The sequence below is a fragment of the Nocardiopsis terrae genome, from assembly GCF_014651695.1.
GTDB classification, from domain to species: domain Bacteria; phylum Actinomycetota; class Actinomycetes; order Streptosporangiales; family Streptosporangiaceae; genus Nocardiopsis; species Nocardiopsis terrae.
Genome location: NZ_BMXJ01000005.1, coordinates 397,163 through 423,631, shown reverse-complemented (window position 1 = coordinate 423,631; position 26,469 = coordinate 397,163). Strand labels below are relative to the sequence as shown.

At 69.6% G+C, this 26,469-nt stretch carries 32 protein-coding genes and 1 pseudogene; 25 read left to right on the top strand and 8 right to left on the bottom strand.

Annotation, left to right across the window (positions count from 1 at the left end; translation table 11 throughout):
• Nucleotides 1–52: 52 nt before the first annotated feature.
• Nucleotides 53–835: an LON peptidase substrate-binding domain-containing protein gene (locus IE195_RS16250; protein WP_191272293.1), complete on the bottom strand. Its 783-nt coding sequence runs from the start codon at nt 833–835 to the stop codon at nt 53–55.
• Between the two features lie 169 nt (nt 836–1,004).
• Nucleotides 1,005–1,565 (bottom strand): ferritin, encoded by a 561-nt coding sequence (locus tag IE195_RS16245; RefSeq protein ID WP_191272291.1) that lies wholly within the window; start codon nt 1,563–1,565, stop codon nt 1,005–1,007.
• Between the two features lie 250 nt (nt 1,566–1,815).
• Between IE195_RS16245 and hisD the strand changes: the two genes are divergently transcribed.
• The 8 genes from hisD to IE195_RS16205 all read left to right on the top strand — a co-directional run bounded on the left by hisD (nt 1,816) and on the right by IE195_RS16205 (nt 7,876).
• Nucleotides 1,816–3,129: a histidinol dehydrogenase gene (gene hisD, locus IE195_RS16240; RefSeq protein ID WP_191272289.1), complete on the top strand. Its 1,314-nt coding sequence runs from the start codon at nt 1,816–1,818 to the stop codon at nt 3,127–3,129.
• Between the two features lie 184 nt (nt 3,130–3,313).
• The gene (locus tag IE195_RS16235; RefSeq protein WP_191272286.1) at nt 3,314–4,411 is read left to right on the top strand and encodes a histidinol-phosphate transaminase; all 1,098 of its coding nucleotides are present in this window, start codon (nt 3,314–3,316) and stop codon (nt 4,409–4,411) included.
• Nucleotides 4,412–4,451: 40 nt separating this feature from the next.
• The gene (hisB, locus tag IE195_RS16230) at nt 4,452–5,045 is read left to right on the top strand and encodes an imidazoleglycerol-phosphate dehydratase HisB (RefSeq protein ID WP_191272284.1); all 594 of its coding nucleotides are present in this window, start codon (nt 4,452–4,454) and stop codon (nt 5,043–5,045) included.
• The gene (locus IE195_RS16225) at nt 5,046–5,207 is read left to right on the top strand and encodes a CG2302 family histidine operon protein (protein WP_191272282.1); all 162 of its coding nucleotides are present in this window, start codon (nt 5,046–5,048) and stop codon (nt 5,205–5,207) included.
• A 17-nt stretch (nt 5,208–5,224) separates the two neighbouring features.
• Nucleotides 5,225–5,878, top strand: a complete 654-nt coding sequence (gene hisH / locus IE195_RS16220; RefSeq protein WP_191272280.1) for an imidazole glycerol phosphate synthase subunit HisH — start codon at nt 5,225–5,227, stop codon at nt 5,876–5,878.
• A gap of 40 nt (nt 5,879–5,918) precedes the next feature.
• The gene (gene priA / locus IE195_RS16215) at nt 5,919–6,677 is read left to right on the top strand and encodes a bifunctional 1-(5-phosphoribosyl)-5-((5-phosphoribosylamino)methylideneamino)imidazole-4-carboxamide isomerase/phosphoribosylanthranilate isomerase PriA (protein WP_191272278.1); all 759 of its coding nucleotides are present in this window, start codon (nt 5,919–5,921) and stop codon (nt 6,675–6,677) included.
• Nucleotides 6,674–7,447, top strand: a complete 774-nt coding sequence (gene hisF / locus IE195_RS16210; RefSeq protein ID WP_191272276.1) for an imidazole glycerol phosphate synthase subunit HisF — start codon at nt 6,674–6,676, stop codon at nt 7,445–7,447. The genes priA and hisF overlap by 4 nt, the downstream gene beginning before the upstream one ends.
• A 120-nt stretch (nt 7,448–7,567) precedes the next feature.
• A complete protein-coding gene (locus IE195_RS16205) occupies nt 7,568–7,876 on the top strand; it encodes a hypothetical protein (RefSeq protein WP_191272274.1) in 309 nt (102 codons plus the stop codon).
• Between the two features lie 186 nt (nt 7,877–8,062).
• Here IE195_RS16205 and IE195_RS26510 read toward each other — a convergent pair.
• A pseudogene (locus tag IE195_RS26510) lies at nt 8,063–8,176 on the bottom strand (helix-turn-helix domain-containing protein); the annotation flags it as partial.
• A 134-nt stretch (nt 8,177–8,310) separates the two neighbouring features.
• Here IE195_RS26510 and IE195_RS16195 point away from each other — a divergent pair.
• The 7 genes from IE195_RS16195 to IE195_RS26710 all read left to right on the top strand — a co-directional run bounded on the left by IE195_RS16195 (nt 8,311) and on the right by IE195_RS26710 (nt 14,190).
• Nucleotides 8,311–8,640: a hypothetical protein gene (locus IE195_RS16195; protein WP_191272272.1), complete on the top strand. Its 330-nt coding sequence runs from the start codon at nt 8,311–8,313 to the stop codon at nt 8,638–8,640.
• Between the two features lie 675 nt (nt 8,641–9,315).
• Nucleotides 9,316–9,603, top strand: coding sequence for a hypothetical protein (locus IE195_RS16190; protein ID WP_191272270.1), 288 nt, complete (start codon nt 9,316–9,318; stop codon nt 9,601–9,603).
• Between the two features lie 413 nt (nt 9,604–10,016).
• A complete protein-coding gene (locus IE195_RS16185) occupies nt 10,017–10,793 on the top strand; it encodes a hypothetical protein (protein ID WP_191272268.1) in 777 nt (258 codons plus the stop codon).
• Nucleotides 10,790–11,023, top strand: coding sequence for a hypothetical protein (locus IE195_RS16180; RefSeq protein ID WP_191272266.1), 234 nt, complete (start codon nt 10,790–10,792; stop codon nt 11,021–11,023). Before IE195_RS16185 ends, IE195_RS16180 begins: the two co-directional genes overlap by 4 nt.
• Nucleotides 11,024–11,346: 323 nt before the next feature.
• Entirely contained in the window at nt 11,347–11,619 is a 273-nt protein-coding gene (locus IE195_RS16175; RefSeq protein WP_191272264.1) for a hypothetical protein, read from the top strand.
• A 144-nt stretch (nt 11,620–11,763) separates the two neighbouring features.
• On the top strand, nt 11,764–13,182 hold the full coding sequence (locus tag IE195_RS16170; RefSeq protein ID WP_191272262.1) for a phage major capsid protein: 1,419 nt from the start codon (nt 11,764–11,766) through the stop codon (nt 13,180–13,182).
• Nucleotides 13,183–13,845: 663 nt separating this feature from the next.
• Nucleotides 13,846–14,190, top strand: coding sequence for an HNH endonuclease (locus IE195_RS26710; protein WP_373295664.1), 345 nt, complete (start codon nt 13,846–13,848; stop codon nt 14,188–14,190).
• Nucleotides 14,191–14,580: 390 nt separating this feature from the next.
• Here the strand turns inward: IE195_RS26710 and IE195_RS26505 are convergent, their stop codons facing one another.
• Nucleotides 14,581–14,709 carry a hypothetical protein gene (locus tag IE195_RS26505; protein ID WP_264081835.1) on the bottom strand — a complete coding sequence of 43 codons (129 nt, stop codon included), beginning with the start codon at nt 14,707–14,709 and terminating at the stop codon, nt 14,581–14,583.
• 74 nt (nt 14,710–14,783) lie between these two features.
• Here IE195_RS26505 and IE195_RS16160 point away from each other — a divergent pair, with 74 nt between their 5' ends.
• Entirely contained in the window at nt 14,784–15,590 is an 807-nt protein-coding gene (locus IE195_RS16160; RefSeq protein ID WP_225942483.1) for a phosphotransferase, read from the top strand.
• Between the two features lie 160 nt (nt 15,591–15,750).
• Here IE195_RS16160 and IE195_RS16155 read toward each other — a convergent pair whose 3' ends face one another.
• On the bottom strand, nt 15,751–16,041 hold the full coding sequence (locus tag IE195_RS16155; RefSeq protein WP_191272257.1) for a hypothetical protein: 291 nt from the start codon (nt 16,039–16,041) through the stop codon (nt 15,751–15,753).
• Nucleotides 16,042–16,131: 90 nt separating this feature from the next.
• Between IE195_RS16155 and IE195_RS16150 the strand changes: the two genes are divergently transcribed.
• The gene (locus IE195_RS16150; protein ID WP_191272255.1) at nt 16,132–16,893 is read left to right on the top strand and encodes a Scr1 family TA system antitoxin-like transcriptional regulator; all 762 of its coding nucleotides are present in this window, start codon (nt 16,132–16,134) and stop codon (nt 16,891–16,893) included.
• On the top strand, nt 16,890–17,066 hold the full coding sequence (locus tag IE195_RS16145) for a DUF397 domain-containing protein (protein WP_191272252.1): 177 nt from the start codon (nt 16,890–16,892) through the stop codon (nt 17,064–17,066). Before IE195_RS16150 ends, IE195_RS16145 begins: the two co-directional genes overlap by 4 nt.
• Nucleotides 17,067–17,141: 75 nt before the next feature.
• On the opposite strand, the gene IE195_RS16140 is transcribed toward IE195_RS16145, so the two are convergent.
• The gene (locus IE195_RS16140) at nt 17,142–17,372 is read right to left on the bottom strand and encodes a hypothetical protein (RefSeq protein ID WP_191272250.1); all 231 of its coding nucleotides are present in this window, start codon (nt 17,370–17,372) and stop codon (nt 17,142–17,144) included.
• A gap of 34 nt (nt 17,373–17,406) precedes the next feature.
• Nucleotides 17,407–18,345, bottom strand: a complete 939-nt coding sequence (locus tag IE195_RS16135; protein ID WP_191272248.1) for a tyrosine-type recombinase/integrase — start codon at nt 18,343–18,345, stop codon at nt 17,407–17,409.
• 303 nt (nt 18,346–18,648) lie between these two features.
• Between IE195_RS16135 and IE195_RS16130 the strand changes: the two genes are divergently transcribed.
• The gene (locus IE195_RS16130) at nt 18,649–20,676 is read left to right on the top strand and encodes an ABC transporter ATP-binding protein (RefSeq protein WP_191272246.1); all 2,028 of its coding nucleotides are present in this window, start codon (nt 18,649–18,651) and stop codon (nt 20,674–20,676) included.
• Nucleotides 20,673–22,520, top strand: a complete 1,848-nt coding sequence (locus IE195_RS16125) for an ABC transporter ATP-binding protein (protein WP_191272244.1) — start codon at nt 20,673–20,675, stop codon at nt 22,518–22,520. The genes IE195_RS16130 and IE195_RS16125 overlap by 4 nt, the downstream gene beginning before the upstream one ends.
• Nucleotides 22,521–22,597: 77 nt before the next feature.
• On the opposite strand, the gene IE195_RS16120 is transcribed toward IE195_RS16125, so the two are convergent.
• Nucleotides 22,598–23,599, bottom strand: coding sequence for a sugar isomerase (locus tag IE195_RS16120; RefSeq protein ID WP_191272242.1), 1,002 nt, complete (start codon nt 23,597–23,599; stop codon nt 22,598–22,600).
• Nucleotides 23,600–23,734: 135 nt separating this feature from the next.
• On the opposite strand from IE195_RS16120, the gene hisI reads away from it, so the two are divergent.
• The 5 genes from hisI to IE195_RS16095 all read left to right on the top strand — a co-directional run bounded on the left by hisI (nt 23,735) and on the right by IE195_RS16095 (nt 26,448).
• Nucleotides 23,735–24,079 (top strand): phosphoribosyl-AMP cyclohydrolase, encoded by a 345-nt coding sequence (gene hisI, locus IE195_RS16115; protein ID WP_191272241.1) that lies wholly within the window; start codon nt 23,735–23,737, stop codon nt 24,077–24,079.
• Nucleotides 24,080–24,123: 44 nt separating this feature from the next.
• The gene (locus IE195_RS16110) at nt 24,124–24,792 is read left to right on the top strand and encodes a Trp biosynthesis-associated membrane protein (RefSeq protein WP_191272689.1); all 669 of its coding nucleotides are present in this window, start codon (nt 24,124–24,126) and stop codon (nt 24,790–24,792) included.
• Nucleotides 24,792–25,079 carry an HGxxPAAW family protein gene (locus IE195_RS16105; protein ID WP_191272239.1) on the top strand — a complete coding sequence of 96 codons (288 nt, stop codon included), beginning with the start codon at nt 24,792–24,794 and terminating at the stop codon, nt 25,077–25,079. Before IE195_RS16110 ends, IE195_RS16105 begins: the two co-directional genes overlap by 1 nt.
• Nucleotides 25,080–25,296: 217 nt before the next feature.
• Nucleotides 25,297–25,782, top strand: a complete 486-nt coding sequence (locus IE195_RS16100; protein WP_191272237.1) for a CD225/dispanin family protein — start codon at nt 25,297–25,299, stop codon at nt 25,780–25,782.
• A 159-nt stretch (nt 25,783–25,941) separates the two neighbouring features.
• The gene (locus IE195_RS16095; RefSeq protein WP_229826246.1) at nt 25,942–26,448 is read left to right on the top strand and encodes a DUF2752 domain-containing protein; all 507 of its coding nucleotides are present in this window, start codon (nt 25,942–25,944) and stop codon (nt 26,446–26,448) included.
• Nucleotides 26,449–26,469 lie beyond the last annotated feature (21 nt).

The window sequence follows — 26,469 nt, the reverse complement described above, 5'->3', positions numbered from 1 at the left end:
ACCTGGGCCTTCCACTTCTCGGTACGTCGAACCCTTCGGGCAGGTTACCGCTCTAGTTGAAGGAGACGCCGTTGTTGAGGAAGGGACCCGCGGGGAGATTGGGGAGAGTGGGGGTGGCCACGATGCGGTTCTCCCTGCGCAGGAAGCGGGCGGCCACGGCCAGCCGGGTCGCCGCGTCCTCGGCCTCCAGCAGACGCTGCTTCTCCGCCTGGTCCAGCACGATCGAGGCCGACACCGCGTGGGACAGGGCGATCGCGTCGCGGGGCAGCTCACGTGAGGTCTCGGGGGCCATCCCGATGGAGGAGAGCCGCTGGCAGTACACCTCGTACATGTCCCGCACCTGCTCCGCGTGTTCCTCGGCGTCGGGGCCCAGCAGTTCGGGCAGCAGCGCCACCGAGGCGGTGGAGTAGTCGTCGGGGGAGGAGGCGTCGACCTCGGACAGGCCGGTGACGGTGAACCGGGTTCCGCCCTCGATCACCAGGTCGTAGCGGCCGTCCTCGTAGGTGCGCACGTCCCGTACCACGGCCGTGCATCCGGTCGCGCTGACCAGGGGGAGCGCGGGATGGGTGCTGGAACCGGCGGTGCTGGGCACCCCGGTGTCCGCGCCGCCCGCACCCTGCCCGGACTCGCTGGCGACCTCGTGCCCCAGTTCGATCCACACGACGCCGAACCGGGCCGGGCCGTGCTCACGGCCGCCCGGCTCGCCCCCGGCCAGGGTGGGGCCGAGCAGTTCCGAGACCAGCCGACGGTACCTCTGCTCGAAGACGTGGAGAGGGATCGTCATACCGGGGAACAACACGGTGTTCAGCGGGAAGATCGGCATTGCCTCTGGCATGGTCCCAGTATGGCCCCTCAGGACGGGCGCGCGCGGATCCGGGCGCGCGGTGCGGCGAGTCCGGTTTCGCGAGCCCGGGCGGGCGCACACCGACGGGCGGCTCGTCCGGGCCCTCGGGGCCGGTCCGGGCCGCCCGCGAACGCTGTGTGTGGAACCGGCGGGTGGCGGGTCAGGAGACCGTGGGGCCGGCGGTGCCGGGCGCGCCCTGGCTGCCGTGGTCCTCGCTGGGCATGTCGCGGGCGACGAAGGTCTCCACGTCGAACAGGTTGCCGTTGGCCCGGTCGACCACGTTGAGAAGGGTCGACATCTTGGCGACCTCCTCGACCTGCTCCTGGATGAACCACTGGAGGAACTGTTCGCCGGTGTAGTCGTCCTCGTCACGGGCGACCCTGGCCAGGCGCTGGAACTGGTCGCTCACCTCGCGCTCCTGCCGCAGAGCCAGGGCGACCAGGTCCCGGGCGACGGCGAAATCGGTCTCGATCTCGTCCACGCCGGGAAGGGCGAACGTCACGTCGCTGTCGAGGAGGTACCGAACGATCATCATCGCGTGGTCCCGCTCCTCCAGGGACTGCTCGTAGAAGACCCTGGCCAGCTGGGGCAGGTCCTGGTCGTCGAACCAGGCCGCGATCGCCACGTACTGGTGCGAGGCCGTGAACTCGTGCCGCACCTGGTCAACCAGGAGGCGGTGGAACTTGGAAAGGCTGCTATCGCTGGTCTTGTTCGAAGTCATGCCGCCACGATAACTCATTCAAAGTCATTTTGCGAAACGCCCGAAAAGGGACTGAGAATGGTTAGGCAAGCCTTTCTTGTGCTTGATTAGGTTAGGTGTTCCAAACTTAGGTGAAGCTTATTTGATTTGTTTGCGGGGGAGTGCGTGCGGATGTCTCCGAAGCAGGGATTCGCGCCGGTCGTGCGGGTGTGGTGTCCATCATCCGGACGCCGTCACCCACGGGTCGGGCGAAGCCCCCTAGACTGGGGACGTGATCAGTCGAATCGACCTCCGAGGCTCCCAGGGCGACCCGCGCGAAGCGCTTCCGCGCGCCGAAATCGATGTGGCGGACGCCACCGAACGCGTCCGACCCCTCTGCGAGGACGTGCGCCATCGCGGAACCGAGGCCCTGATCGAACTCACCGAGCGCTTCGACGGCGTGCGACTCACCGACATCCGGGTCCCCGGCGCCGCCCTCGAGACCGCACTCGCCGAACTGGACCCCGCCGTGCGCGCGGCGCTGGAGGAGTCCATCCACCGCGCCCGCAAGGTCCACCACGAACAGCGGCGCCGGACCCACACCACCCAGGTCGTGCCCGGCGGCACCGTCACCGAGAAGTGGATCCCGGTCAACCGCGTCGGCCTCTACGTGCCGGGCGGCCGCGCCGTCTACCCGTCCAGCGTCATCATGAACGTCGTCCCCGCCCAGGAGGCGGGCGTGTCCTCCCTGGCGGTCACCTCACCGCCCCAGAAGGAGTTCGGCGGCCTGCCCCACCCGACGATCCTCGCCGCCTGCGCGCTCCTCGGCGTCGAAGAGGTGTACGCGGTCGGCGGCGCCCAGGCCGTGGCGATGTTCGCCCACGGCACGGCTGACTGCGAACGCGTGGACATGGTCACCGGCCCCGGCAACATCTGGGTCGCGGCCGCCAAGCGACTGCTCAAGGGCGTCATCGGCATCGACGCGGAGGCCGGCCCCACCGAGATCGCGATCCTCGCCGACTCCACCGCCAACCCCGACTACGTCGCGGCCGACCTCATCAGCCAGGCCGAACACGACGTCGTCGCGGCCTCGGTCCTGGTCACCCCGGACGAGGCACTCGCCGAAGCGGTCACCGAACGACTCGCCGTGCGCGTCGCCGCCACCAAGCACAGCGACCGCGTCCGCGAGGCCCTGTCCGGCCCGCAGTCCGGCATCGTCCTGGTCGACGACCTCGAACAGGGCCTGGCCGTGGTCGACGCCTACGCGGCCGAACACCTGGAGATCATGACCGCCGACGCCCCGGCGTGGGCCGCGCGCGTGCGCAACGCCGGAGCGGTCTTCGTCGGCGACCACTCGCCGGTCTCCCTCGGCGACTACGCCGCGGGCTCCAACCACGTGCTGCCCACCGGCGGCTGCGCCTGCCACACCGGCGGCCTGAGCGTGCAGACCTTCCTGCGCGGGGTGCACATCGTCGAGTACGACCGTGACGCGCTGGCCGACGTCGCCCACCACGTCATCACCCTGGCCGAGGCCGAGGACCTGCCCGCACACGGCGAGGCCGTCGCCGCCCGCACCGGCCGTGCCGGGGGAGGGGCCACACCTTAGCCAGGGAGCGCCGTCCGGGCACCGAGGGCCCCGCCCCTCCAGACACCCGGACACCGGCCGAAGCGAAGCGGAGGCCACAGATCAACACAGCCGAAGGCCGCCCGGCGGAGCGGACCGGCCACGGGGCACACCGTGACCACGGCGGTCACGGAAGCCCCGTGCGTCCGCGCCGCCACAACCCACCATGAGTGTGAAACCAGTGAGCTTCACCCTGAACGACCTGCCCCTGCGCGACGACCTGCGCGGGCGCTCGCCCTACGGCGCACCCCAGCTGGACGTGCCGGTGGTCCTCAACACCAACGAGAACCCGCACGCGCCCTCCCCGCGTCTGGCCAAGGCCCTGGCCGAGGCCGTCGCCGACACCGCCCTGGGGCTCAACCGCTACCCGGACCGCGACGCGGTCAGCCTGCGCGAGGGCCTGGCCGCCTACCTCGGCCACGACCTGACCGCGGCCAACATCTGGGCGGCCAACGGATCCAACGAGATCCTCCAGCAACTCCTCCAGGCCTTCGGCGGCCCGGGCCGCACAGCGATGGGTTTCGAACCCTCCTACTCCATGCACCCGATCATCGCCCGGGGCACCGGGACGGGCTGGGTGTCGGTGCCCCGCGACGCCGATTTCCGCATCGACGTGGAGGCCGCACTCAGGGCCGTCGCCGAGCACCGGCCCAGCGTCATCTTCCTGACCTCGCCCAACAACCCGACCGGTACCGCCCTGGAGATCGCTGACATCGAGCGCATCGCCCGGGCGGCCCCCGGCGTGGTGGTGGTCGACGAGGCCTATGCCGAGTTCCGCCGCGAGGGCACCCCCAGCGCCCTGACCGTGCTCGCCGACCACCCGCGGACCATCGTCTCGCGCACCATGTCGAAGGCCTTCGCCATGGCCGGCGCCCGGGTGGGCTACCTGGCCGCACACCCCGCCGTGGTCGACGCCCTCCAACTGGTCCGGCTGCCCTACCACCTGTCCGCCGTCACCCAGGCGGTCGCCACCACGGCCCTGGACCACGCCGACGAACTCCTCGGAGCCGTGGCCGACCTGCGCGCCGAACGCGACTCCCTCGTCGGATGGCTGCGCGCACAGGGTTTCTCCGTCGCCGACTCCGACGCCAACTTCGTCATGTTCGGTGAGTTCGAGGACCGCACCCGGGTCTGGCAGAGCATGCTGGACCAGCAGGTCCTCATCCGCGAGGCCGGCCCGCCCGGCTGGCTGCGCGTCACCGTCGGCACCCCCGACGAGATGGCCGCCTTCCGTACGGCCCTGCTGACGGCCACCGGCCGGTAACCACCACAGCCCACAACCGCACTACCGAGGATCTGGCACCATGAGCCGCACCGGGCGCGTCGAACGCGCAACCAAGGAAACCAAGGTCCTGGTCGAGGTCGACCTGGACGGCACCGGGGTCGCCGACGTCTCCACCGGCGTCGGCTTCTTCGACCACATGCTCGACCAGCTCGCCAAGCACGGCCTGTTCGACCTGACCGTGCGCACCAAGGGCGACCTGCACATCGACTCGCACCACACCATGGAGGACACCGCCCTCGCCCTGGGCGCCGCCTTCCGCGAGGCGCTCGGCGACCGGGCCGGCATCCGCCGCTTCGCCGACGCCAAGGTGCCCCTGGACGAGGCCCTCGCCGAGGTCACCGTCGACGTCTCCGGCCGCCCCTACCTGGTGCACACCGAACCCGAGGGCATGGCCCCGGTCATCGGCCGCGACTACGACACCACCATGACCCGGCACATCTTCGAGTCCTTCGTGGCCCAGGCCCGCGTGGCCCTGCACGTCCGCGTGCCCTACGGCCGCAACGCCCACCACATCGTCGAGGCGCAGTTCAAGGCCTTCGCGCGCGCCCTGCGCCTGGCCACCGAGGACGACCCGCGGGTCACCGGCGTGCCGTCCACCAAGGGCGTCCTGTAGATGGACACCGACCTCTGGGGTCTCGCCCTGCTCGTGCTCGCGGGGTTCCTCGCCGGGGGCGTGTACGCGATGTGGGGCGTCAACCGTGTCCTCGCTCTCGCCCTGGCCGGCTGCGTGGCGCTCGCCGCCGCCTCCGGTGTCCTCCGGCTCGGCTACCTCTAACGGAAGGGACGGACCTGATGCCGTCACGAGTGGTCGTCTTCGACTACGGGTCGGGCAACCTCCGCTCGGCCCAACGCGCCATGGAACGCACCGGCGCCGACGTCACCGTCACCTCGGACCCGCACGCCGCACTGGACGCCGACGGGCTCGTCGTCCCGGGCGTGGGTGCCTTCAGCGCCTGCATGGCCAGCCTCAGGGCCGCGGGCGGCGACCGGATCATCGGCCGCCGTGTGGCCGGGGGGCGCCCCGTCCTGGGGATCTGCGTGGGTATGCAGGTCCTCTTCGAACGCGGGATCGAGCAGGCCGACGTGCAGGCCGAGGACCGCGCCACCGAGGGCTGCGGCGAGTGGCCCGGCACGGTCGAGCGCCTGCACGCGCCGGTCGTGCCGCACATGGGCTGGAACACCGTGGCCCCGCCCGAGGGCTCTCGCCTGTTCTCGGGCGTCGACCCCGAGGAGCGCTTCTACTTCGTGCACTCCTACGCGGTCCGCCACTGGGATTTCACCTCCGGCAGCGAGCGCATCCGCTCGCCCCGGGTGACCTGGTCCGAGCACGGTGAGCCGTTCGTGGCCGCCGTGGAGAACGGGCCGCTCAGCGCCACCCAGTTCCACCCGGAGAAGTCCGGGGACGCCGGGGCGCGCGTCCTGGCCAACTGGGTCGCCACCCTGTAGCCACACCCATCCTGTACCGAACCGAGCACGAGAAGGCTTTATGACCGGCGAGCCCACCCCGTCGACCCCCGCACTCGAACTGCTGCCCGCCGTGGACGTGGCGGGCGGGCAGGCCGTCCAGCTCGTCCAGGGCAAGGCCGGGTCCGGCGGACAGTACGGAGACCCCTACGAGGCAGCCGCGGCCTGGCAGAGCGCCGGGGCCGAGTGGATCCACCTGGTGGACCTGGACGCTGCCTTCGGCCGGGGTCACAACCGCGACCTGCTGCGCGACATCGTCGGCCGCCTCGACGTGAGGGTCGAGATGTCCGGCGGCATCCGCGACGACGAGTCTCTGGCCGCGGCCCTGTCCACCGGGTGCACGCGCGTCAACATCGGCACCGCTGCCCTGGAGAACCCGGAGTGGTGCGCGAAGATCATCGCCGAGCACGGCGACCGGATCGCGATCGGCCTCGACGTGCGGGGCACCACCCTGGCCGCCCGGGGCTGGACCCGGGACGGCGGCGACCTCCTCCAGACCCTCGCCCGCCTGGAGGCCGAGGGCTGCGCACGCTACGTGGTCACCGACGTCAACAAGGACGGCACCCTCAAGGGCCCCAACCTGGACCTGCTGCGCACCGTGTGCGAGCGCACCGACAAGCCGGTGGTCGCCAGCGGCGGCGTGTCCAGCCTCGCCGACCTGGAGGCCATCGCAGGACTGGTCCCGCTGGGCGTGGAGGGGGCCATCATGGGCACCGCCCTGTACGAGGGCGCCTTCACCCTGGAGGACGCCCTCGCCACGGTGGGGGGAGCGGCCCGGTGAGCCTGTCCATCCGCGTCATCCCCTGCCTGGACGTCGACGCCGGACGCGTCGTCAAGGGCGTCAACTTCGAGAACCTGCGCGACGCGGGCGACCCCGTCGAGCTGGCGGGCACCTACGACGGCGGCGGAGCCGACGAGCTCACCTTCCTCGACGTCACCGCCTCCAGCGGCAACCGCGAGACCACCTACGACGTGGTGCGCCGCACCGCCGACCAGGTGTTCATCCCGCTGACCGTCGGGGGAGGGGTCCGCACCACCGACGACGTGGACCGGCTTCTGCGCGCGGGCGCCGACAAGGTCGGGGTGAACACCGCCGCGATCGCCCGCCCCGAACTGATCGGTGAGATCGCCGAGCGGTTCGGCCGCCAGGTCCTGGTGCTCTCCGCCGACGTGCGCCGCGTGCGGGAGGGCGGCGAGCCCACCCCGAGCGGCTTCGAGGTGACCACTCACGGCGGGCGCCGGGGCACCGGTACCGACGCGCTGGAGTGGTGCGCCCGCGCCGCGGAGCTGGGCGCCGGGGAGATCCTGCTCAACTCCATGGACGCCGACGGCACCAAGGCCGGGTTCGACCTGGAGCTCATCAGGGCCGTGCGGTCGCGGGTCGACGTGCCGCTGATCGCCTCGGGCGGCGCGGGCGCGGTGGAGCACTTCGTCCCCGCGGTCGAGGCGGGCGCCGACGCGGTGCTGGCCGCGACGGTCTTCCACTTCGGCGAGTTCACCATCGCCGACGTGAAGAGGAGCCTCAGGCAGGCGGGGTACCCGGTGCGCTAGCGGCACCCGTCTCCCGACGCGTCGGCCCCGGACCGGTCCCGGTCCGGGGCCGACGCTTAACCAGGAAGAACACAGAGCGTTGCCATGGAGTGGCTTTGCGTTAACGCAATCGTGATCCGTGTGAGCATGGTGCCGTCTTGCAAGCCCTACAGGGGAGCCAGTAGCCATGCATGCCATCTCACCAGCGGATTCGCCCGACGGATCGCCTCCCTCGCCACGGCCGGAGCCATCGCCCTGTGCGGCGTGGCCCTCACGGCCCCGGCCGCCTCCGCGGACGACTTCGAGCGCACCCCGGCGGCGACCATCGAGCGGATCGAGGCACGGACCTGGCCGGTCTACCCGGTCGACAGCCCCGGCCCGAGCGTCGACGTCGAGTCCGCGCAGCACTTCATGAGCCACCTCGGATACTTGACTTCCTCCTCCTCGTGAACGGGGAGGATTCCGACCAGACCCGCCGAGCCCGGTCGGTGCTGGTGCCTTACGGCCCCAGCCGGTTCCTGCTTCGTCGACATGGTCACCCAGAGGTCTCCGCAGGCTGGCACGGCTCACCCGTCGGGGCTGGTCCATCCGCGCTGTTTGGTGTTCTGGGCCGCGTTTCCACCGCCTGACGGCTTGGCGGCGCTGGTCCAGGGCGGTGTTCCACACCGCACGGCACACATCGCCGAACTCCACACACTGCTCCGCCTGCTGCTCGGTGAGCGCGAGCCGGTACCGGAATCCTGTCAGCACAGTGAGAACACCTCCCCTCCGCAGCCTGCGGCAAGGACAGTGGCGCGAGCCTGCGACATTCCAGGGGAGGGCGGCTGACCCCGACCCGAAGGACGGGGGTTGTTCCACCAACACACCGGATCAAGATCCGGAACATGCACTTCCCGGCCCGGAGTGACGCCTACCGGCTCGGCGACCGCGGCCACGCGGTCCTCGGCATCAAGGCGGTGCTCAACGAGAAGTTCAACGCCGACCTCGACACGGGCAGCGCGCTGTACGACCAGGCCACGGTCGACGCGGTGAAGATGGCCCAGAAGGAGCTCGGGATCGGGGCGGACGGCGCGTTCGGCCGCCTGACCTACAAGGGGTCCGTCACCTACGAGGCCGGCGAGGCGCGCTCCGGAGCCGCCCAGGCCCCCGCGGAGCAGGCCCCGGCCGAGAACACGCAGGACACCGGGGAACCGGAGGCGGTCAGTGGCTGCTAGCCGGTGCGCCGCTCCGACCCCGGGGGCCCGGGACGCCGACCGCGGCGCCCCGGGCCCGTGCGCGTGCACACCCCGGCTCCCCGACGAAGTTCGGGTTGTACGGAACAAGATCTCGGATTGCGGTGTGCGATAGCCCTCTGACCTGCGAAAACGCCATCTTACCACCATGCGCTGTGCGACGAATAACGCTAACGCAAAACCCCGGGCAGGATCGGGCCACGTGTGGGTGTCGGGCGCCGAGGGGGCCCAGCGGCGACCTGTGACGGGCTCCTCTGAGGCTGCGGGCGACGGTTCCTGCTGTAACGCCACCAGATCCCGGAGGGGCCGCCCCGCGCAGGCGATGACAGTCAAGGCGAACTAGGCGGAGCAGACCACCTTCCTCCAGAGTTGTCGGGCTGAACCGCTACTACGACAACTTCCGTCTTCTCTTCAATCATGTTGTCGTCGATCTCCCTTAGGCGTCCGACGACTTCCGCGCCACCTTCGACGGCATGCGGTTCCCGGAGAACACGAAGCGCTAGGCCAGCAAGGAACCCCGGGGCCCCAGTTGCGGGGGCCCCGGGGTTTTCGTGTGCCCGCAGACCCCCGAATAGATACCCCCAGGGGTAAACGAAGGGGGTTGCGAGTCACCGCACGCCGCCAGAATTAGGAGCACCCAACCAAGGGAGCTTCGCAATGGCCCGATACGAACTCAGCGACAACGAGAAAAGTGTCCGCGCTTCCATCGCAGCGAACGAAAGGTGGGCACGGACCGCCGACCGTACCGCCAACGGAGAACGCGGACAGGCCGGGCTACAAGCCCGATTCGAGAAGCAGGTAGACCCCGACGGAACTCTCGACCCCGAGATCCGCGCCCGGATGGCGGAGAACGCCAAAGCCGCGCACTTCAAACGCATGCAGCTCGCGTCCGCGAAGGCCCGCAGCCGGAACAAGCGGATTCGCGACGGCGAGGAAGCCGAGTAGACCGCACCTGCTCACCCGAATTGCCCAACCCTCACATGCACAGGAGGACGCGAGGAACACGACGTGCCGAACATGAAAAAGCCCGACCCCAGCACCACCCGGGGTCGGGCCACACACCAGACCACACCAAGATCTGTTACCCCCGATTATACCAGGCAGGATGACACCGGTGCCTCGTTCGTGGCGCTCGCTTCTGCCTTTGCCCCGTCCGCTGGCCGGAGTCTGTGGGCGATGACGTACCGCTGTCCCCGGTGCGCTGGTTCGCATATCGGAAGGTCCGCGACCCATGAGGGATTGGCCGGACCTCGGCGTGCCCGGTGCGGCCGGAAGGTCGTCATCATCTTGGCGCGAACCTATCCGGCTGGGGCTGATCTCCCGTGAGGATTCACCGCTCTAAGCACACGGAAAACTTCATGATCCTGCCGAACGCGGTTATCCGGGATGAGCGTCTCAGCTACACGGCGCGGGGCGTTCTTGCTGAACTCCTTTCCCGACCGGATGGTTGGGACACGAACGCCGACGACATGTGGCGGAATGCCCGTAAGAACCGTGGGGAGTCTGCGGAGGGCCGACGTGCATTCCGGTCCGCGTTCGCGGAGTTGGAGGAGTGCGGATACCTGCTGCGCACTCGTGAGCGTGGACAGGACGGGCGAATGGTGACGTCTTTGGCTGTCTATGACACTCCCGATCACCGAGATGCCGGAACCGGCATGTCGGACCGAGGTGCCGAAAGTGGCACGTCGGTACCACCTGCGAAAACGGAAGTTTTGCCAGGTCACACCGACGTACCGCCTACCGGCATGTCGGTAAGCGGTACGTCTCTAAGAAGTACAGAAGAAGAAGTACTAGAAGAAACTCCTCTTCCTCCCGAGTTGGTCACCATCCTCACGCGCGCAGGCGCGAGAGCCGAGGAGATGAAGACCATCATCGACCACATTCACAAACACCACCCGCACAAGGTGGCCACTCACCGTTATCTCGCCGGGTGGGATGCCGCCCAGCTCGCCGAACTCATCCGAACTGTCCGCGCCCAGACCACCAAGGCGGACGTGGCCGCACGACTCGCCGAACTCAAGCAGGGGCCCAAGTGCACCCACTGGGTGTCGGGCGGAGCATCACCCCACCCGGCCAGCGGCAAGCCGATATGCCCGCAGTGCCGAGCGGAAACGGAAGGAGCCGAAGCCGCATGAACTCGAACGCTGACCTCGCCGCCCACCTGCGGGAACGCGCCAACGTCCACCCTGACGGATCGTTTTGGAGGCGCGCCTGTTTGTGCGCGGCAACCGCCCTGGACACGACACGGACCGCCTCGGCCGCCCACGCGGCCCTTGACAGCCACCCGCTCCCCGGAGCACTCCGAGCAGCCGCCCACGCGCTCGTCGACGGCAATGACCACCACACACCGGGGGACCACGGGTGAGCCGCCGCAATCCCCGCCGCCACGACCACCACCGCCGCACCCCCGGCGGGCACCCACGCGGCCTACAGCTCGGCTTCGACGAGGTGCCTTGCTGGTGCTGCGAGCGGCCGGTGCACATCAACCGGGCCGTACCCATCCATCACGGGGACGTCTGCCCCCGGTGCCTCGGTCGTGACCCGTGGCTGTGCGACCTCATCGAACCCGACCACTGTCGACCCACTCAGGGCGACACAGAAGCGACAGAACACCCAGACCCGCACTGAACCCCACAGAACACCCACAAAGCTGTCAGAGCGCCACAGAAGCCACCGGAAGAGGCATCCATGACCCAGCGACCCACCCCCGGCGACTACGTAACCGCCCGCGTCGACCGCGCCACCGATGCCGAACTCAAAACCCTGATTCTCGCGATCGAAGCGATGACCCAACGGCTGCCCGACGACACCCCGAAGTGGGTAAAGGAATTCTGGGCAGACCTCGCAACATCCGGGCGAGGAGTTCTCACCGGCCGGGTATTCGCATGGTCGGAGATCCTCGCCGACCCCGCCGTCCCCCCGGACTGGGTAACCGCCATAGCCGCCCTCGACCTCGAATAGGTACAATGGGAGAACGGTGCGCGCCGGACACACTTCCACCCGCACCCCACTCCGAAGCTCGGAGCGCGGGAATGCCCGCCAGCGGCCAATGGGTCGCCGCGACGCTCGGACTCTCTTTTTCGTGCCCTATAAAAGGAGTTCGCCATGTCACGGCGCGATGAAATCACCCAGAGAATGCACGAAATCACTGCCCGCACCGGGGAAATCGGTTCCTACAAGAACCCCACCCGCGCCCAAGGGCGCGAGGCTGACGCCCTTCTCGCCGAGTTCGCCGACCTCGCCCAGGAGCGCCGCGAACTCGATCTGGAAAGAGTTCGCTCACTGAACGCGAAGGGCTCCTCCGAATCGGGGGTCAGCCACTACGACCCCGACCACGCCAGCTCCCGACGCACCCGCACGCCCGGCGACACCCTGCGTGACCAGGCCCGCCGTGAACTCGAACGGTCTCACGACAGCGGGCACATGCCCGACCACGCCGCGACCACCGTCGACCGCCTCATCGCCCGCGATGGGTCCGCGCACTCCCAGACGCACACCGCGCGTTGGCTGCTCGCCACCGGTAGCGACTCCTATGCGCGGGCCTTCGCGAAGAAGTGCGCCGACCCGCTGCACGGACACCTGCTGTGGGAAGCAGACGAGGCCGAAGCGTGGCGTACCGCCGAACTGTTCCGGACCGAGCAGCGCGCCATGTCGCTGACCGACTCGGCTGGTGGCCACCTGATCCCAGCCCACTTGGACCCAGCCATCACCCTGACCTCGGACGGGTCCATCAACCCGCTCAGGGCGATCAGCCGGAACGTCACCGTCGCCGGGGACACGTGGAACGGCGTCACCTCGGCTGGCGTCACCGCCGAATGGAAGGCCGAAGCAGCCGAAGCCGCTGACGCATCTCCGACGCTCACGCAGCCGTCCATTCCCGTGCACCTCGGCGACGCCTTCGTGCCGTTCTCATTCGAGGTCGGCATGGACGCGCCCGGGTTCATGGACGAACTCGGGAAACTACTCGCCGACGGACTCGACCAACTGCACGCAACCGCATTCACCACCGGCACCGGCACCGGACAGCCCACGGGCATCATCACCGCGCTCGTCGGCACTGCGAGCGAACTGAGCCCAGAAACCGCCGAGACGTTCGCGTCCGACGACGTGTACGCGGTGCAGAACGCGCTACCGCCGCGATTCTCTGCCAATGCGCAATGGTGCGCCGAGATCAGCACGATCAACAGCGCAGCGCAGTTCGAGACCGGCAACGGGGCTCGCCTGTTCCCCGAGATCAATGACGGGCGGCTGTTGCGCAAGCCACTCGATGAGTTGTCGAACATGGATGCCGTCGCGAACATCGACACGGGGGCGACCGCCGACAACCGGATTCTGCTCTACGGCGACTTCTCGAACTACGTGATCGTGACCCGTATCGGTTCGACAATGGAGCTGATCCCGAACCTGGTGGGTGCCAATCAGCGCCCAACGGGGCAGCGGGGGGCGCTACTGTGGGCACGCACCGGAGCTGACTCCGTGAATGACAACGCATTCCGGATGCTGAACGTCGCCACCACGGCATAAGACCGAGACGGGCGGGTCAAACCTATATCCTCGATGGGGGCAAGGTCGGAGATTCCTTGGGTCCTCGCCGACCTGCCCGCCCGTCTTCGGAACCCCCCGGATACCTCGCGGTGTCCGGGGGTTTTCCACGTGTGGGGAACCCAAGACAGAGGCGGGCGTATTCAGAGTGTGGATGGGGCTGCACACAACTGGGCTCCCTTGCACAAACACCCGGCCCCTTCCATAAACCCAGGGTCCTTCACACAACCCGGCCCCCTCTCAACGGCGGGCCCTCGAAAGTGTCGGGGCCTGTTCGTACCGAGGGGCTGAGCGAGGGAAGGGCGGGCACAAAGGCACCGGGCCAACCACCCCCACCACCCGCACCCCCAACGCCGTGCCAGCACCACCAGCACATGAACACAGGTCAACTGCCCTGAAGTTCTGGTGCTGCGCTACACCACCGACCCGACAGCCAACGGGCTGACAAACAGGCAGGCACACCCCACCCCCCCCACCAGCCCATGCCCTACCCCAACCACCCACACCCCCCACCAGGTGCACAGCCACCACACACCCCACCACCGCACACCCAAGGCACCGCACACCCGCCGCCCCCGCCACCCCTACCCCCACCAGGCACCCACCCCTACCCCTCCACCCCCCCTGCCCCTACCCCCTCACCCCATGCCACCCCCACACCCCCACCCCACCCACCACCCAAGGCACACCATGACCAGCCACCGACCCCGCACCTCCACCGCACGAGACGGAACCACCTACCGACAAGCAGTCGCCCAACTAAAACGCGAAGGCACAAACATCTGTTGGCTTTGCGCACAACCAATCGACATGCAACTAACCGAAGACAACCCTCAGCACCCAATGGCCTGGACCGCCGACCACCAAACCCCACTCAGCCAAGGCGGACCACCCACCATCGACAACCTCCGCGAAGCACACCGCACCTGCAACAGCCGCCGAGGAAACCGCGCACCACAACACCCGCCGAACAACAGCCGACGTTGGTGAATGGTCAACGACCACCGACCACCACCCGGCGGACAACACACCTCAACCCCGGCGGACTCCAAACACAAACCCGACCGGACCACAAACACAAACCTCACACACAAAAACCAAAACCCCACCACCCCGAAGGGGAGGGGGGCTGGTAACGATCGAGAAAAACGCGGAACCACCGACCCCGCCGACCCTGGGCCGTTTCCCTCCCTCGTTCATTGACACCCACTTGGTACATGACTTAATACAAATCACCCCCGGTTGATCCCCGGAGGTAGGCAGGCCCGAGTCTCCCGGCTTGGGCCTGTCGCTGGTGATGGCTGAGGTCATGACAAACCCCCGACCAGTGGTGGCCGGGGGTCTCCCTAGAGCAAGGGGGGTCTAGGAACAGAGATCAGGTCAGACGGAGCCGTTGCACCAACCGGCCGACTCGCCGCAGCCGCAACCGCACTTGCCGATGACGTTGGTGGTGTTGTCCTCGGACTCGTCCTTCTCGTGCGTACCGGTGTACGCCGTTTCGAGCTTCATGATTCTCCTTCGGGGGGTGAAAGGTCAGTGCTACGTTCCCTCTCGGACGGAACCCCCCAGGGAGGACCACGCGCATGAGGATGACTCAGGACCACGGACACCATGCCCTCGGGGTACTGCGGGCCGACCTGGCAGGGCCCTGGCGCCTCGGGCTCCTGGACGCCACCGTCTCCGCCGTCGCCACCCGCGACGGCGTCCGGTACTGGCTGCGGGTCGCCCCCGTCCCCCAACCCCCGGTGTGGGTGCGCCCCAACGCCATCGACGAATCCCAAGCCCTTGCCGACCAGGTACCGATGCCGCGTGTGGTCGACACCGCCGAGTGGACGGAATCCGACCCCGAAGACGGGCAGGTCACCGTCCGCGCCTACCTGTTCGAGCACGTTGACCAGCAAGCCATCTCGCCGACCCCCACACTCGCCACCGACCCCGGGGTGGATGAGGAATGGTGGGCGGACCTCCGTGCCACCCACGACACCATCAGGGCCACGTCGGCTGCTGGGCGTTCCCGCTCGCCCAAGCACGTTGCCCGGTGGGTGCACAAGGTCGCGCCCGCCCTGGACACGTCCGGGATCGTCTGGGAATCCGCTCATGGTGACTGGCACTGGGCGAACCTCCTTGCACCGCGGCTGGTCGTGTTGGACTGGGAAGGGTTCGGGTTGGCGCCTGCCGGGTTCGACGCCGCTTGCCTGCTCACCTACTCGCTGACGCATCCCCCGACCGCAGACCGGGTCCGAGTCGACTTCGCCGACGAGTTGGCCGGTGACAGTGGGCTGCTGGCCCAGGTGTACGCGGCTTCATGGATCTCCTCGGCGATTGAGGAGGGGTTCCATCCGGAGTTGCGGGAGCCGTTGAAGCGCCACATCGAAGCTCTTCTGTCTTAGGTGTCTTTGCGGGGGCCGGGCGGGTTCATCCGGTAGGAGGCGCCCGGGGTGCGTTTGGGGAGTGGGCCGGTCGCGAACGTCTTGCGCACGGAGGGGGGTCGGCGTGGGGCGGTTTGGGCGAGCAGCCGCCGCCAGGCGTCCGCCGCCGGGTCGTTGGTGTTCACGCGCTCTGTGGGGAGGGCACGAGCCCGGCGCGCTCCCTGACGAGTCGGTTGACGCACTCGGCCGGTTCGGTGACGGGCACCCGAACGCGGGACTCCGTCACGCCGAGGAACGTGAACTGGTCGTCTTCGACACGGACGGCCGCCTGCCCCAGGTAGGGGTCGCAGCACAGGGTGGGGGTGAGGTTGCCCCGGTGCATGGTGGTGGCGAGCTTGCTGCCCAGTTGGCGGGAGCTGAGGACCGTTTGGAGGTCGCGGAGGTAGGTCACGCGAGGGTCGATGTCTTCCATGTATCCGAGGGTCCGGTCTCCCGCCGGTTTCCCATAGTGTTCTGCACGATTCCCAGCCTCTCCCGGGGCCGCTGCCGGTAGCGTTCCCGTATGCCCCCCAACGTGTTCGCGAACGAACTCACCCGATCCCGGGAAGCCTGCCAACTCACACAATCCCAACTCGCCGCGACATCCGGCATGTCGTTGTCGTCGTTGAACCGGTGGGAGAGGGGCGGCAGTCTCCCGAAACGGGAGAACGCCGAACGGCTCGACCGGCTGTTGAACGCGGACGGGCGTCTCCTCGCGCGGTTCAACGAGGCGAAAGACGGGTTCACCCTTCCGCCATGGGCGCGCGATCTGTCGACGATCGAAGCCGAAGCCCGGACGGTGGACGTCGTGGCCCCGGTGCTGGTTCCCGGGTATCTCCAATCGGAGTCCTATGCCCGGGAGGTGTTCCGGGCGTCGCGCCCGTGGGCGCCGGACGCTGACGTGGACCGCCTGGTACGGCTGAGGTGCCAACGGTTGGAGCAGCTCCCCGAGCTGCGGATGACGGCGGTGTTCCCGGTGTCGGCGCTGGATGCGTTCTCGGCGCAGGTGCGGACGGAGCAGGTGGAGACGTTACGGGGGTGGGCGGGTTCGGGCCGGGTGAGTGTGCACCTGGTTCCCAAGGGGCCGGTGTTGGTTGTTCCTGTCGCCCCGGTGATGGTGTTCCGGTTCGCGTCGGGGGAACTCGCGGTGTCCAGTGACCATGCGACCGGTACGGTATTGGCAGATGCGTCGATGCATCCTCGGTTGACGTCGATGGTGTCCACCGCGTTGGCGTCGGCGCTGCCCGCTGCTCTGTCCCTGGAAGCCCTGGAAGGTCCCCGATGAGCCCCGAATGGCGTACAAGCTCCCACAGCCCCAATGGGAGTGACTGCGTGGCGTGCCGGGGTGTGGCGGGGCGTGCTGAGGTGCGGGACTCGAAACACCCCGAGAGGGCGACGCTCGCCGTGCCCGCTGGCCAGTGGGTGGCGCTACTCGCTGGGGTACGGCAGGCCGGGTAGCTCCACGCACACGGGGCGCGCCCTCCCCGAGCAGCAAAACCCCCGAGCATGTGCCCGGGGGTTCGTCATGTGTGCCTACCGGCCGGTGGCCTGGTCGATGGCGTCGCGGATGTTGTTCCGCTCCCGTTCGGACGCTTCCAGGTAGGTTCGGGCGAACTCGGCGAGGTAGTCCAGGTGGGATGCGAGGTCGCCGGGCACGTCCACACGGGTGACCGCGCCGTTGGCGGTGGTGACAGTGTTCACGGGCAGGTCGTGCCCGGTGCTCATCACCATGAGCATGCGGTGTCCGGTATCGGTGGTGGTCATGTTGTCCCCCTGTGGTGCGGGTTGGCGAGGGTGGTCAGAGTTGCAGGTTGCGGAGTTCGTTCCATGCCCGTCGCTGTCGCGACTCTGAGGCATACGTGGCAACCATGCTTAGGTCGGACCAGCCGAGGAGTTCGGCGACGGTTTCGGCGGAAGCCCCGGCGTCCAAAAGTTGGGTGGCGCGTGTGCGGCGCCAGCGGTGGGTGTGTACGCGCACACCTTCCAGCCCCGCCTGGTGGGCGCGTTTTTTGAGCATCTTCGCTACCCCGGGGCCGCTGATAGCGCCTGTGCGTCCGATCCACAGTGCGGGGTTGGCCGCTTTGGGGTGACTGGCCCGTGCCCTCAGATAACGGTCGACTGCGCCGACGGTGGCAGCGGACACGGGTACCAGGTGCGGCTTGCCGCCTTTGAGCCGGAACCGCACCAGAGGCGGGTTGGTGTCCAGGCTGACGTCCGTGGCGGGGTTTTCGAGGTTGTGGCCCGCGTCCGGGGTATACCGCATGCCCACGAGCCCGCTGATGCGTACACCGGTATCAGCGAACACGCGGATGATCGCGGTGTCTCTCCGGTCGTCGAAGGTAGAGCCTCGGCATGCCCGCAGGAACGCAGCCACCTGGTCGCCGGTGAAGGTGGGGCGGGCGACAGGTTTGGGTTTGGGGCAGCGGACCCCGGTGGCCGAGTTGGCATCCCGAGGCAGGATGCGTTCCTCATCGGAGCACAGCCACCCAAAGAACGGTCGCAGGTTGCCGAGATGGAATCGGGCAGTGGCGGCGCTGGTGTTGTCAGCAGTGTCGAGTACGAAGTCTTGGAGCTGGTGCCGGGTGATCTGCTCGACTTCCTTGGGGAGTCCGTTGGTGTCCAACCAGGCGACCAGGGCACGCAGCGATCTCAGGTAGTTGTCCGTGGTGGCGTCTGAGAGTCCGCGTGCGCGTAGCTGCCTGCGGTAGGAGGTCTCTAGGGCGGTGAGGGTGGTCATGTTGCCTCTGTCCTGTGCCTGATCCGGTGTCGGTAACGTCGCACTTCATGCGTTGTGCGATGGGCTGACAGCAGGTAAAACCTGTGTTTTTGCAGGTCAGAGGATCGATGTGAGTTTTGGGCTAGTTTGAGTTGTACGGAATAGCACGGATGCGCCCCGCGCTGAAACAATCCGGTGGAAGCTGTCGGTACCGCTGGATAGGTTGGCCGACGCGCGCTCCGTGTCCTTCGGTATGCCCGGAGCCGGCCGGAGCGCGGCTCGACCGGGCCGGAGCGACCGGCCGCGGAACGGAAGCGGGGGCGTATGGCGCAGGGCACCACGACGGCGGACCAGGGAACCCGAGGGGAGGCCCCGCCCTCCGGAAACGGAACCGAGGACACCGCCGACCGACCCGCGACCCCCCAGCACAGGGGCGTCTTCACCAGGGGCGTGCGCGTCCTGGTGGTCGCCGCCCGCACCGAACCGTGGATCTTCCTCGCGGCCGTCGCCGGAGCCATGCTGCACGCCGCCGTCACCGTCGGCTCCGCCTCCGTGCTCGGCTACCTCACCGACCACACCATCCTTCCGGCCTTCGCCTCCGGCGAGACCACCGCGGCCGCCCTGCTCGCCGCGGCGGCCCTGCTGATGGCGGTCGGACTCGGCAAGGCCGTGGGCCTGGCCGTCAGACGCCTCCTCGCCGGACTCATGCAGTTCCGCATGCAGGCCCGCTACCGTCGCTCCGTCGCCCGCAAGTACCTCGAACTGCCCCTGTCCTGGCACCACCGGCACCCCACCGGCCAACTGCTCTCCAACGCCAACGCCGACGTCGAAGCCGCCTGGCAGCCCCTCGCCCCGCTGCCCATGGTCGTCGGCAGCGTGTTCATGCTGATCATCGCCTCCGTCGCCATGATCGTCACCGACCCGGTCCTCGCCCTGGTCGCCTTCGTCGTCTTCCCCGTCCTGGCCGCCGCCAACGTCTCCTTCCAACGCCGGGTCTCCCCGATGGCCTCCCGCGCCCAGGCCCTGCGGGCCGAGGTCAGCGGGGTCGCCCACGAATCCTTCGACGGCGCCCTCGTCGTCAAGACCCTGGGACGGGAGGACACCGAGACCGAACGCTTCACCCAGGCCGCCCACCGCCTGCGCGACGCCCTCATCCAGGTCGGCCGCATGCGCTCCCTGTTCGACCCCTTCATGGAGGCCCTGCCCAACCTCGGCGTCCTCGCCGTCCTCCTCCTGGGCATGTGGCGCCTGTCCACCGGAGCCGTCGAACCCGGCGAACTCGTCCAGATCGCCTTCCTCTTCACCCTCCTGACCATGCCCATCCGCTCCTTCGGATGGCTCCTGGGCGACCTGCCCCGCAGCGTCGTCGGCTGGGACCGCGTCCAGTCCGTCCTCCGCTCCGGCGGAACCATGGAGTACGGCGACCGGACCCTCGAACCCTCCCCCCGCGGCCTCGCCCTCAGCGCGCACGGCGTCATCTTCTCCTACGCCGACGCCTACGACGCCGACGCCGACGGCGGCGGCCGCGACCTGATGGACGACACCACCACCGGAGCCCGCACCACCGTCCTCAACGGCGTCGACCTCGACATCGCCCCCGGACGCACCGTCGCCCTCGTCGGCCCCACCGGTGCGGGCAAGTCCACCCTCACCACCGTCCTGATGCGGCTGGTCGACCCCGACACCGGCACCGTCTCCTACGACGGCGTGGACCTGCGCGACCTCGCCCGCGACCAGGTACCCGAGCACGCGGCGCTCGTACCCCAGACGACCTTCGTCTTCGAGGACTCCGTCCGGGACAACATCACCCTCGGCAGGGCCGGGACCGACGACGACCAGGTGTGGGCCGCCCTGCGCCTGGCCCGGGCCGACGGCTTCATCGCCGAACTCGACGGCGGGCTCGACGCCCGGCTGGGCGAGAAGGGCACCACCCTCTCCGGCGGCCAGCGCCAGCGCCTGGCCCTGGCCCGCGCCATCGTCCGCCGCCCCAGACTCCTGATCATGGACGACGCCACCTCGGCCGTCGACCCGCAGATCGAGGCCCAGATCCTCGCCGGGCTCAGCGAGCGCGACGAGGCCGCCACCGTGGTCGTGGTCGCCTACCGCCGCGCCACCATCGAACTGGCGGACGAGGTCCTCTACATGGAGGGCGGGCGCGTCCTGGCCCGCGGCACCCACACCGAACTCCTGGCCTCCTCGCCCGGCTACACCAAGCTCGTCACCGCCTACGAACGCGCCTCGGCCGAGAGCGAGGCCGAGCGCGCCCCGATCCCCGAGGAGCCAGGGCCCGCGGAACCGCACCGCCCCACCGGAGGACACGCCACCGACGCCACCGAGGAGACCAGCCGATGAGCGCACCAACTCAGGCCCGTACCGACGACAGGTCGGAACGGGTGGCCGGTCGGAGCCCCGAACGGGACCCCCTGCTCTCCCTGCACCGCAACGAGGACTCCGCGCTCGACACGATCAAGCGCGGCCTCCAGCTGTCCCCCGAGTTCGCCAGGGGCCTCTGGCTCACCCTGGCCTTCGCCGCCGTCGCCACAGCGGGCAAGGTCATCGTCCCCATCGCGGTCCAACAGATCATCGACAACGGACTCACCGGGAGCAGCGGCCCCGACCTGGGCTTCGTCACCCGCATGGTGACGGTCTGCGCCGGCCTCCTGGTGATCACCATGGTCTGCTCGTACCTGATGAACCTGCGGCTCTACCGGGCCACCGAGTCCGGGCTGGCGACCCTGCGCCGCAAGGCCTTCCGGCACGTGCACGACCTGTCCGTGCTCACCCAGAACAGCGAGCGCAAGGGCGCCCTGGTCTCCCGCGTCACCGGCGACGTCGACCAGATCAGCACCTTCATGCAGTGGGGCGGCCTGCTCCTGATCGTCAGCACCGGCCAGCTCCTGGTCGCCACCATCCTCATGGCGGTCTACTCCTGGCAGCTCACCCTCGTGGTCTGGCTCTGCTTCCTGCCGCTGCTCTTCGGCGTCCGCTGGTTGCAGAAGCTCCTCTCCAGGGCCTACCTGAAGGTCCGCGAGCGCACCGGTGAAATGCTCGGCGCCATCGGCGAGACCGTCATGGGCGCCTCAGTCATCCGCGCCCACGGAACCGAGGAGCGGACCGCCGACCGGATCGACACCACCGTCCTGGCCACCCGCGGGGCCCAGGTCCGCGCCCAGCGCCTGTCCATGGCCGTCTCACCCTTCGCCGAGATCGTCGCCGCGGTCGGCAACACCGCGGTCGTCCTGGTGGGCGTGTGGCTGGGTATCGGCGGCGACCTCACAGCGGGCCAGCTCATCGCCTTCCTGTTCCTGATGACCCTCTTCATCCAACCGATGATGATGGCCACCGAGATCTTCAACGAGGCACAGAACGCCATCGCGGGCTGGCGACGGGTCCTCGGCGTCCTGGACACCGTCCCCGACATCGCCGACCCCGGAGAGGCCGGGCGGGTACTGCCGCGCGGACCGGTCCGGGTCGGGTTCGACGGCGTCACCTACTCCTACCCGGAGGGCCCCGTCGTCCTGGACGGCGTGGACGTCGAGATCACCCCGGGTACCAGGGTCGCCGTCGTCGGCGAGACCGGATCGGGCAAGACCACCTTCGTCAAGCTCCTCACCCGGCTGATGGACCCCGCGTCCGGAACCGTCCGCCTGGACGGAGTCGACCTCCGGGAGGTCGCCTTCTCCTCACTGCGCAGCCGCGTCGTCATGGTCCCCCAGGAGGGGTTCCTCTTCGACAGCTCCCTGGGTGACAACATCCGCTTCGCCCGCCCGGAGAGCACCGACGCCGAACTGGAGGCGGCCGTCACCGAGCTCGGCCTGTCCGACTGGCTGGGCAGCCTGGCCCACGGCCTCGACACCCCGGTCGGCCAGCGGGGGGAGTCCCTCTCCGCGGGGGAGCGGCAGCTCGTCGCCCTCGTCCGCGCCTACACCGCCGACCCGGACCTGCTCGTCCTGGACGAGGCCACCTCGGCCGTCGACCCGCACACCGAGGTCCGTATCCAGCGGGCCCTGGACCGGCTGACCCGCGGCCGAACCTCGGTCGCGATCGCGCACCGCCTGTCCACCGCCGAAGCCGCCGACCGGGTCCTGGTCTTCGACGACGGCAGGATCGTGCAGAGCGGTTCGCACAGCGAACTCGTGGCCCGGCCCGGCGTGTACGCGAACCTGTACGCCTCCTGGGTGCGCTCCTCCGCCTGACCCGCGGCCCGACCGACCACGGGGCGTCCCTGCCCGCCCGTACCCCAGGGGGCGCCCCCGCCCGCCCACCTGCGCCCCTACCGCCCTGAACGGGACCACCAGTGGGCCGCCAGCAGCTCCGCCACCAGCGGTTCGGTCAGCAGGCTCACGTCGGGGTCGCCGTCACCCGGGTAACGCACCGTCAGCGCCGCCCCCGGTACCCGCTCCCGGCCCGGGGTGGGGCCCACCGCCACGAACGCGCCGCGGAGTTGGCCCAGGTGCTCGGCGAAGCGCTGGTCGTAGGAGGAGCCGGCGAACAGCAGCGCCCGGTAGTCCGTCACCGCGGCCAGGTGCCGGCCCGTGTGCGACCATTCACCGGTCTCGGCGGCGTGCGCGGACCGGATCGGCCCCCGGCGCAGCACCTGGACCCCCTGCTCGGCCGAGGCGATGCGTTCGGCCGGTGCGACCAGGTGCACCCCGTCCGGGGAGTCCAGCACCTCCGCGGCTTCGGGCACCCATTCGGGTGCGCTCTCCAACAGCACCCGGGAGGCGTTGGCGGCCCGCCGGAGCAGCCCGGGGAAGTTGGCGCTGCCCCCCACCGAGGGCGCCCCCAACCGGTGCCCCAGCAACAGCAGCAGCGCCAGGGCGTGCTGGTAGGCGCGGCACCCCAGGCCGCCGCGCTCCGTGCCTGCACGCAGGGGCACCAGTAGATCCGCGTGCCGTGCCACCACCGCGTCCTGGTCGGGGGCGAGCACGATCACCGGGCAGCGCCCCACGTAGCGGTCCAGGACCGCGTGCAGTTCCCGCTGGCCCTCACCCAGGCTCACCGCCACCACGAGCGTTTCCGGCCCAGCCGGCGGCTCCTCGGTGGAGGTGGAGAAGTCGGTGTGGGCCGCGATCCCCCCGCGCCGCAGCCGGGCCGCCGCCACACCGCAGGCGTGCCGTGCCGCACCCAGACCGAGGAAGCGCACCGAGGCGGGTTCGTCCTCCAGCAGCGCTGGCAGTGCGGCGTAGGGGTCCCAGCGCGGAAAGCGCTGGGCGAGCTCGGTCAACGCGGCGGGTTTCCCCGTCAGGTCGGCGGCCAGGTACTCGGCGGTCAATTCAAGCTCCCGGGCTGGCAGAACCGTTGGAACGGCGATGTCAGGGACGCACGAACTCTAGTCCGCCCCGACGGGCGCCGACGGCAACCAGTACCCGGTGAACACCGCTCGGGCGGCGGCCATAACCTGGAGGGCATGAGCGTCACCAACCTCGACCCGGACATCGCCGCACGTCTGAAGCGCAACGCGGACGGCCTCGTCCCCGCCGTCGTGCAGCAGCACGACACCGGCCAGGTCCTCATGCTGGCCTGGATGGACGACGAGGCACTGCACCGCACCCTCACCACGCGTGACGCCACCTACTGGTCCCGCAGCCGGGGCGAGTACTGGGTCAAGGGCGCCACCTCCGGGCACACCCAGCGTGTGGTTTCCGTCGCACTGGACTGCGACGGCGACACGCTCCTGGTCGGCGTCGACCAGACCGGTGCTGCCTGTCACACCGGCGACCACACGTGTTTCGATGCCGGGCGGCTGCTGTGACCTCCACACGGCCCTCCGGCGCGCGCCGTGAGTACGGCCTCAGCATGCTCGCCATGGCTGCGGGCGCCGGACTCATGCTGGCCTCGTCCGGCCGGGTGTGGGTGACCGGGACGCTCACCTCACCCGGCCCGGTCGCGCCGGTCCCGGTCGAACTCACCGGCGGAGACCTCACCGGGGCCCTCAGCGGCCTCGGCTGGGCCGGGCTCGCGGGGATCGTGGGCCTGTACGCCGCCCGCTCCTGGGCACGCCGCGTCGTGGGCGCGCTCGTGGCGGCCTGCGGTGTGTTCGCGTCTACCGCCCTGTGGTCGGCCACCCGCCCGGACACCCTGGCCGGTGCCGTCACCGAGTTCGCCACCGACACGGCCGGAACCGGGGAGATGACGGGTGCCCCCGACATCCTCCCCCTGGGCCCGGCCATGGGCGCGGTCGGTGCCGTTCTGTTGGCCCTGAGCGGCATGGCCGCGGTCATACGTGCCCCTGCCTGGCCCGGCATGGGAAACCGGTACGATCGGGACGCCGCACCGCGTCCGTACCAGGCGCACACACCTGCCGACCTGTGGAAATCGCTGGATGCCGGTGACGACCCCACACTTACCGCCCCGGGTGGCGGAACGCCCGCCGGAACCGAACCGGCGGTCCGTGCCGAACCCGGTGACGACACCGAACCCGCACCGCCGGCCGACCGGCGGGCCGAACCGAAGGAGAACCACTGATGGCCGACGAGCACCACGAAGAACACGACGACCACGGCAACACCGTCTCCGCCTGGTTCCTCACCGTCAGCTGGATCGTGGCGTGGACCGTGGCGGCCGTCGCCATCATGATCGGTGGAAACCTCGTGACGTGGACCGTCATCGGTCTGGTCGCCAGCGTCGCGCTCGCCGTCGTCGCCGGTGTGATGAAGAAGGCCGGTCTGGGCCGTAAGGAGCCGCGCCCGGTGCCCCCCACCCGCGAGGAGTGGGAGGCGGGCCGCAAGGCCACGACCGCGGGCGGTCAGTAGCCGACCGCGCCGCCCCTGAGCATCCGCGGCTCATCACGGGCAGGTGGCGCGGAACAGACGAGAATCCCGCGGGGCAGGTACGTTCACCTCACCGAGCCGTCCACCACGCCGTGGCCACGGTCCGTCGGAAACCGGTGTTCCGTGCCTGCCCCTGTCGGACCCGTGCGCGGCCGGGACCGGTCGCGCCGCCCCCGTCCTCCTCCGGAAAGACACACTCATGAGTTACGGTCCCCCGCCCCCGGGCAACCACGGAGGCCCGCCGCCCGGTGGGGGCCACGGCCGGCCCGACGCGCTCCACGGTGCGCCCGCCGACGGCCACGGTCAGCCCACCGGCGGCTACGGCCCTCCGAACGGGGGATACGGTCAGCACGCCCCGCACCACGGCTGGCCCGCCGGTCCGTACGGGCCGCCCGGCGCCTTCGGTATGCAGCCGCCCATGGGCGAGCCCCCCAAGAACTACCTGGTGTTCAACATCCTGGGGATCCTCGGCTGCATGAGCGTCGTCGGCATCATCGGCCTGATCTTCTCCCTCCAGGTCAACAACAGGTGGCAGACGGGCGACTACGCGGGCGCCGAGTCCGCGGCCGGCACCGCCAGGATCCTCGGCGTCATCGGCCTGGTCGGCTTCGTGATCATCGCCGCGATCTGCGTCGTCTACCTGCTCATGTTCCTCGGCATGGGCATCATGATGCTCACCGCGTAGGACCCCCCGGCACCGGACCCGCGCACGGTTCCTCCACCGAGCCGCAGGCCCGCCGCACCAGCGGGCAGGGCCTTCCGGCTCCACCCCCGCACGAGGCGGAACCGGACCCGTTTCCCGGCCCTCGCGTACGCCGCCGCCCCCGAAGGTAGGCTCGGCACCGTGCAGCACGACAAGACCCCCACCCCCGCAGAGGCGGGCACGCCCGCGGCACCCACCCTGGCCGACCGGATCGGGGCGGTCGGCGCGCGAATGCACCCGGTCACCTGGCCGCTCTCCCTCGGCGCCCTGGGACTGGCCGCGGCGGTCCTCCTCCACCTCGTGGACCCCAACGAGCCGGGAAACTACCCCACCTGCCCCTGGCTGCTGCTCACCGGCACCTTCTGCCCCGGCTGCGGCACCATGCGGGCCGTCGCCCTCCTCACCCGCCTGGACGTCCCCGGGGCCCTCGGTATGAACCCGCTGCTGCTCCTGCTGCTGCCCTACCTGGCCTACTCCTACCTCGCCTGGCTGATCGGAACGCTGCGTCCGCGCACACGGCCGGGCAACCCCACCCCCACCTGGTTCCTCTGGGCGGTCCTGGGCGCCTTCGTCGTCTTCTGGATCGCCCGTAACCTGCCCTGGTTCGCCTTCCTCGCCCCCGGAACCCCGCTCCTTCCGCAGTGGTGACGGGTTCACCGGCGTGGTGAC